Raw genomic sequence first — 7,442 nt, forward strand, 5'->3', positions numbered from 1 at the left:
GAAAGTGAATGAAGAAAAACTCGATATTGGTAATCAACCCACGGTTATGTCTATACTTAAAATCATAATAATCAATATATTGGCTTGATATGAATAAAGAAAACTTCCTTCAGCAATTCCAACTTAACCCTACCGTTGGCTATCATCCTGAGTCAGTAGAGCGTGTTTCGCACATCAGTGGCGAGCAATTACGTAAAGCGGCAGTGGTGGTAGGTTTAGTTGAAAGAGAAGATGGTTTACATGTCATTTTTACTAAAAGAGCGGCTCATTTAAAGCATCACCCCGGCCAAGTCAGCTTTCCTGGTGGTAAACACGAACTTTCTGACCCTTCTATGCAATTCACTGCACTCAGAGAGCTCCATGAGGAGGTGGGAATTCGATCGGATCAAGTTAAAATTATTGGGCAATTACCAGCATTGAGTACTATTAGTAAATTTTCTGTGACGCCGATTATTGCCATGGTCGATCCTGACTATGAAGCCATCATTGATGAGAACGAAGTTGCCTCAATTTTTGAGGTATCCGCTAGCTATGTTTTAGACCAAGCCAAGTTACACAGCCACACTGTTAACTTTAAACAAATCAAGCATCGGGTTTTTGCGATGCCTTTCCAAGAGCACCTAATTTGGGGCGTTACGGCGCAAATTATCCAATCGCTGCAGCAACAAGTACTGCAATGAATCACATAGCAACTACGTTTTGTTTAATCTCTGTTAACAAAATCCAGACTTTCTATGGAACAGATTTATTAATGCAATTTTACGCAAACGTTTCCCTGGTATAAATCTATACAACCCCGCCTTTCGCATAAATAAAACTAATACCATGCATAAACATAAATCACATGTAGCACGCTATTTTCGTGATCAAAAATTCGTTTTTCGCATATCATGTGACACGCCGTTTCATTACATGATTTAGATCTATTTTTTGCAGAAGAAAATTCTGCAGAATTAGCCCCGACTTATTTCCTGTTCCCAAAAAATGAGTAATTTAACATGAACACAACAACTTCTTCGGCAAATGCCGTTAAAGATTCAAGCAAGTTTAACTATAAAGATTTTACCTGGTGTTTATCACTATTCGGTACAGCAGTTGGTGCTGGCGTACTATTCCTTCCAATCAAAGCTGGTGCGGGTGGTTTTTGGCCATTAGTTATCCTAGCTCTAATTGCGGCACCAATGACTTGGTTCGCACACAAATCTCTAGCTCGTTTCGTACTGTCTGCTAAAAACCCTGAAGCTGACATTACAGATACAGTAGAAGAACACTTCGGTAAGACTGGCGCAAACATTATTACTTTTGCTTACTTCTTCGCTATCTACCCGATCGTTCTTATCTACGGTGTTGGTATCACAAACACAGTTGATTCTTTCCTAGTAAACCAAATGGGTATGGAATCTATTCCTCGTCCTCTTCTTTCTGGTGCACTTATCCTTGCTATGACAGCAGGTGTTGTATTCGGTAAAGAGCTGATGCTTAAAGCAACTTCAGCAATGGTTTACCCACTAGTATTCATCCTACTAGCGCTATCTTTTTACCTAGTTCCTGATTGGAACACTTCAATGATGGACGTAAGCCCAGAATGGTCAACAATGCCTTCTATTATCTGGCTTGCTATTCCAATCATCGTGTTCTCTTTCAACCACAGCCCAATCATTTCACAGTTCTCTAAAGAGCAACGTCGTGTATACGGTGATGACGCAGTTAAGAAAACTGACGCGATCACTGGTGGCGCAGCAATGATGCTGATGGGTTTTGTAATGTTCTTCGTATTCTCTGTAGTGCTTTCTCTATCTCCAGAGCAACTAGCAACAGCACAAGCACAGAACATCTCTGTTCTTTCTTACCTAGCAAACGTACATGAGTCTCCACTTATCTCTTACATGGGTCCTCTAGTAGCGTTCGCAGCGATTACTTCTAGCTACTTCGGTCACTTCCTAGGTGCTCACGAAGGTCTTGTTGGTCTAATCAAGTCTCGCTCTGGTTCTTCAGTAAGCACTATCGAAAAAGCATCTCTAGCGTTCATCGTTGTTACTACTTGGATTGTTGCGGTAGTTAACCCAAGTATCCTAGGTATGATTGAAACAATGGGTGCTCCAATGATTGCAGCTATCCTGTTCCTAATGCCTGTATTCGCGATGCAAAAAGTACCAGCAATGGCTAAGTACAAAACTTCAGCACCTGTACAAATCTTTACAGCTTTATGTGGTCTAGCGGCTATTAGTTCTGTAATCTACGGCGCTCTTTAATCTCAAGCCGTTTTTATAAGATGGCATCCATCTTATATCGCGAGATTAGACAAAAAATATAATGATAATAAATGAGCCTCCCGCCCCCCCTTGGGAGGCTCTCTTTTTGAGGTAATCGCTATGATTAGTGTATTTGATATCTATAAAATCGGTGTTGGTCCATCGAGCTCACACACAGTTGGACCAATGAAAGCGGGTAAAGAATTTATTGATGACCTACGTTCAATGGGAAAATTGCGCGACATCACTAAAATCACCGTGGACGTATATGGATCACTATCACTGACAGGGAAAGGTCACCACACAGATATCGCAATCATCATGGGTCTTGCTGGCAATACTCCTGAGCGTGTTGATATCGATTCTATTGCTGGCTTCATTGCTCGCGTAGAAGAAACTGAGCGCCTTCCTGTTGGCATGCACTGTCATACAGTATCGTTCCCACGCGATGGCGGTATGAACTTCCACACTAGCAACCTTTCTCTACACGAGAACGGCATGAGCATTCATGCATGGGTTGGTGACGAAGTTGCATACTCAAAAACGTACTACTCAATTGGCGGCGGTTTCATCGTTGACGAAGAGAACTTCGGCAAAGAAGAAGAAAACCCAATCAAAGCACCTTACGAATTCACAACAGCTGAAGAGCTGGTTAATCAGTGCAAAGAAAGCGGTCTTTCTATCAGTACACTGGTTATGAAAAACCAAGCAGCGTTCCACTCAGACGAAGAGTCTCGCACTTACTTCGCTAACATCTGGAAAACTATGCGTGAGTGTATGGATCGCGGTATGAATACTGAAGGTATCCTGCCTGGTCCACTACGTGTTCCTCGCCGTGCAGCAGCACTTCGCCAACAGCTAATGACTTCAGAAAAAACAACCAATGATCCAATGTCGGTTGTTGACTGGGTAAACATGTTTGCTTTCGCAGTAAACGAAGAAAATGCAGCTGGCGGCCGTGTAGTAACGGCACCAACAAACGGCGCATGTGGCATCATCCCTGCTGTATTGGCTTACTACGATAAGTTCATCCAAACAGTGACAGAGAAAGATTACATCCGTTACTTCGCAGCTTCTGGCGCGATCGGTGGTCTTTACAAGCGTAACGCTTCAATCTCTGGTGCTGAAGTTGGCTGTCAGGGTGAAGTTGGTGTGGCATGCTCTATGGCTGCTGCTGGTCTTGCTGAGCTTATGGGTGGTAGCCCTGAGCAAGTATGTATGGCTGCAGAAATCGGCATGGAGCACAACCTAGGTCTAACATGTGACCCAGTTGCTGGCCAAGTACAAGTACCATGTATCGAGCGTAACGGTATTGCTGCAGTTAAAGCAATCAACTCGACTCGTATGGCACTTCGTCGTTCTTCTGCTCCTACTGTTTCTCTAGATAAAGTTATCGAAACAATGCTAGAAACAGGTAAAGACATGAACGCTAAATACCGTGAGACTTCTCAAGGTGGTTTGGCTGTTAAGGTTGTTTGTTGATAGCCTTTGAATCAATCTGTTTTTAATCAGAAGATAATAAAAAGGAACGCCGATGCGTTCCTTTTTTGTATCTGAATTCCGGCCACTTATATCTAAGATGCTCGATTCGCATCTTAGATAATGGACCAAAGAACTAGATCACTTGTGAGATAAGCAGGAAGCAACCAAACAGCAGTGAGAACAACATCATTGCGCTGCCACCTTCTGCTCGGTATCGGTCATCAGCAACTTTCATGAAACGCTGTTTGTGGACCATAACCAGAGGAACAAACACCGCTAGGAACACCAAGATGATACCTGCGTAATTCAGTACTTGTAGGAACTTGTCTGCCGCAAGCAATGAACCAGCCAACGGCAAGATAAAGCTAATGCAGTACGTTACCGCTGTATTTTGGTTGAACATGTCTTTGTTCTGGTTGAACAACGCCATCGCCACACCAAAGAAAGAGGTCAACAACGCCAAGCCTGTGAAGGTAGACAGAACGTTACCCACCCAAGGAGACTGAGCCTCAAACGCCGCCATCAAATCTGATACGTTCTCAAAGCTTCTGAATTGCTCTTCACTCAAGTTGCCCACTACCGCAAACAACCAACACAAGTAACACACTAATGGGATCAGAGAACCGATGATCACCATGTTACGCAGCTGTTTGTCTGTCGCTTCGTGGTTGTAAGAAACCAAGGTTGGAATCACCACCATAAAGCCAAAGCTCGTAAACAGGATGGCACTGGTTTTGATTAGGTCAACGTGGTCATGGCTGGTTACCTGCATCAAGTTTTCTTGAGTCATGCTCGGCGCTAAGAAGGCCATGGTTGCAAACAAACTAGCAAGCATCACGAAGAACAATGCTCGATTGAGCTTATCAATCACACCAGTACCACTTGCGACTACTGCGCCAGCAAGCAAGGTAAACACGGTTTGGCTGGTAGTCGCGGTAATTTCGACGCCAAAGTTAGACAGTAACTTACTCAGCAAGTCACCTGCGCCCAGAATGTAAGCCATTAATAGGCAAATCAACAACGCGTATAGCAAGCCGTTGGTAAGCAACTGACCTTGTTTACCCAAGGTTTTTCGGGCAATAGAGTTTAATCCTAGACCGCCACCCGCTTTGATGGTCGCTTCTAGAAGTAGTAATGCTGCGTAAGTCGTACCGAAGCAGATCAGTACCATAAGCAGTGTGCCGTAAAGCAATCCGAATTGAGCTAATACCATTGGGATCGCAAGCATACCAGCACCGAGAGCGGTACCAGCGATAATTAGGGAGCTACCCATCATTTTAATATTCATTGTTTTTAACTTATTTGTTTAGTTTTTATAGATGTGAGTCTTCGTTCATCGAGCGGATGACAAAGGAGTTCAGATAGAAATAAAGTTATAAAACGAATAACAATAGGAGCGATAAGCGGTAAAGAAGCGTGCAGAGACGTTGTCGAACAGGGCGTTCAAAGGGGAGCTTGTCTTAAAAGAGGTAAAACGAGAAGCGTGAGTAAGCATTAACTGATGTGGTGAACCTTCCGTAGGTTCAATAATCGGTGATGTAATCTTGAATTTCATGTATGTGTCCAATAAGTCACATTCCATAGTATTTGAAGCAGCGTATCCGTTGCTGCCCTACCTCTATCATAGAGGTCTTTTCATCTTATCGAATGAGCCTCGAAACACAACGCTATAACCACAATTTTTGCTATTAAATTGAACAAAACAACCATTTGGATATAAATTGACCACTAAGTCGTCTAAAACAATAGTCTTTATTGATAAAAGACAAGCGGACAAATACATCGAGCTAATTAACAACCTAGGCTTTTCTAATTATCAGCACAATCAAAACTCGATGCTGCACTTCAATTTTCCCAAAACAACAGTCTGTTTTAAGAACAACGAGGAGCTTGAAGCGCGTTCCATTTCAACATCAGACACGACACAAACTCGCTACATCACAGAAACATAACCACAACCGGAGTGTGGTCACACAATTCGTTATACCCCATAGGTGGTAGGAATTCTTACTAGTACAGTATTTGCGTCATTATAATTAATAAAAACAAACACCTTATGCGCTCAACAATCACCTTTAAAATCCTAGTGGCCCTCGCCATCGTGTTCACCTTTTTGCTGGCAATATCGACCTATTTCCAATATTCGCAACAAAAGCAACTTGTAAACTCAGTGTTAAGTGAGCAGCTTCACGACAAAGCAAGTAACTACTTCGATAGCCTCAATATGATGATGCTCACCGGCACCATGGCACAAAAAGAGACCCTTCGTCAGAAAGCACTGGCTCAAGAAGGCATTGAAGACGTTCGTGTTTTACGCGCCGACGCTGTCAGCAAGTTATATGGCCCAGGTAATGACAACCAAACACCGGTTGACGATATTGATAAACGAGCGCTAGCGGGCGAAACCGTTATCGAACCTTTTTCTGCTGATTGGGGCAAAGGCTTGGTTATTGCTCTGCCAATGAAGTCGAGTGAAGATTACCGAGGAACCAATTGTGTCGCCTGTCATATGGCACCAGAAGGTGAAGTCTTGGGTGCGATTCGTCTCGAATATAACCTTAACCATGTTAACTCGCTGATTAACACTCAAACCATGGCTGCTATTGGCATTATGGCAGTGATCTCGTTTGCCGGATTTGTCCTTACGATGGGATTAATTCGTAAGATTATCGTGCGCCCGCTGCAACAGACTTCTCGCTTTATGACCCAAGTCAGCAACGATAAAAACCTATCCACTCGCCTGCCGGAACAAAGCAAGGATGAGATTGGCACGCTGGCTAACTCCATCAACTCGTTCATGGGAACCGTATCCGACAGCTTAGAAAAGGTACAAAACACCTCGCACAAACTGAATGCGTCTGCCAACCAACTGACTAGTGTCGCGCAAATTACCGAGCAAGCCGCCAGTGACCAGCAAAGCGAAACCGCCGAAGTGCAACATAATGTCGAAGGAATACAGGCACAGCAAGTCAATGTAGAACAAGCGACTTTAACAGCTTCAGAGCTTATCAATCACACCGCTGATGTGGCGTGTAAGAGTGCCAACCAAGCACACGAAGCAAGCAGTGAGATAAAAAACCTCGTTAGCAGCATAGAAGAAGTGAAACACAAAATACTGACACTCAATGAGCAAACCGGAGAGGTCTCTTCAATATTGAGTGTGATTCGTGGCATTGCTGACCAAACCAATCTTCTGGCCTTGAATGCAGCAATTGAAGCGGCACGTGCGGGAGAACAAGGTCGTGGGTTTGCGGTGGTGGCTGATGAAGTTCGCCATCTTGCATCACGAACCGCTGAAGCAACAGGCAGTATTGAGTCAATCATTCATCAGTTCCAGCAAGGCAGCGAAGAGTCGCTGACTTCTGCCGATCGCGTTTGCGAACAAGCCCATCAAAGCTCAACCGATATCGACGCACTTTCAATTGAAATGAATGGTGTGGTCGAAGAGATGAAACAGGTGCTGGCTCACGCACAGAATATTCAGCAGCAAACGCAATCCACCACACAAGCGACTCAAGATGTTCAACAAAAGGTTGAAACCATCACCTCTCACGCCAACAACACATCGCAATCCGCGGCTGAAACTCGCAACATCAGCAATGACTTAGAAGAGCTATCTGATCATCTTGAATCGCTGATTAATCAGTTTACTTTGTCGAGTACAAAGAAGAAGTCATAGATCGCCAACAAAAAAGGTTCATCGCGGAT

Annotated in this window: 6 protein-coding genes; 4 read left to right on the plus strand and 2 right to left on the minus strand. The window is 43.8% G+C overall.

What is annotated here, in order from left to right; genetic code table 11:
* Window positions 1–89 precede the first annotated feature (89 nt).
* The 3 genes from AB4167_RS12580 (at window position 90) to AB4167_RS12590 (ending at window position 3,734) form a co-directional block, all read left to right on the plus strand.
* Window positions 90–680 (plus strand): CoA pyrophosphatase, encoded by a 591-nt coding sequence (locus tag AB4167_RS12580; RefSeq protein ID WP_372136606.1) that lies wholly within the window; start codon window positions 90–92, stop codon window positions 678–680.
* A 318-nt stretch (window positions 681–998) separates the two neighbouring features.
* Window positions 999–2,252 (plus strand): aromatic amino acid transport family protein, encoded by a 1,254-nt coding sequence (locus AB4167_RS12585; RefSeq protein WP_102320452.1) that lies wholly within the window; start codon window positions 999–1,001, stop codon window positions 2,250–2,252.
* A 120-nt stretch (window positions 2,253–2,372) separates the two neighbouring features.
* Window positions 2,373–3,734 carry an L-serine ammonia-lyase gene (locus AB4167_RS12590; protein WP_017060420.1) on the plus strand — a complete coding sequence of 454 codons (1,362 nt, stop codon included), beginning with the start codon at window positions 2,373–2,375 and terminating at the stop codon, window positions 3,732–3,734.
* Window positions 3,735–3,867: 133 nt separating this feature from the next.
* Here the strand turns inward: AB4167_RS12590 and AB4167_RS12595 are convergent, their stop codons facing one another.
* Window positions 3,868–5,010 carry an amino acid permease gene (locus tag AB4167_RS12595; RefSeq protein WP_017060419.1) on the minus strand — a complete coding sequence of 381 codons (1,143 nt, stop codon included), beginning with the start codon at window positions 5,008–5,010 and terminating at the stop codon, window positions 3,868–3,870.
* Window positions 5,011–5,091: 81 nt separating this feature from the next.
* The gene (locus AB4167_RS12600; protein ID WP_048611631.1) at window positions 5,092–5,289 is read right to left on the minus strand and encodes a hypothetical protein; all 198 of its coding nucleotides are present in this window, start codon (window positions 5,287–5,289) and stop codon (window positions 5,092–5,094) included.
* 501 nt (window positions 5,290–5,790) lie between these two features.
* Between AB4167_RS12600 and AB4167_RS12605 the strand changes: the two genes are divergently transcribed.
* Entirely contained in the window at window positions 5,791–7,413 is a 1,623-nt protein-coding gene (locus AB4167_RS12605; protein WP_136982513.1) for a methyl-accepting chemotaxis protein, read from the plus strand.
* Window positions 7,414–7,442: the final 29 nt, after the last annotated feature.

Origin of the sequence: Vibrio sp. 10N.286.49.E11, from assembly GCF_041469505.1 — a bacterium.
Classification (GTDB): Bacteria; Pseudomonadota; Gammaproteobacteria; order Enterobacterales; family Vibrionaceae; genus Vibrio; species Vibrio crassostreae_C.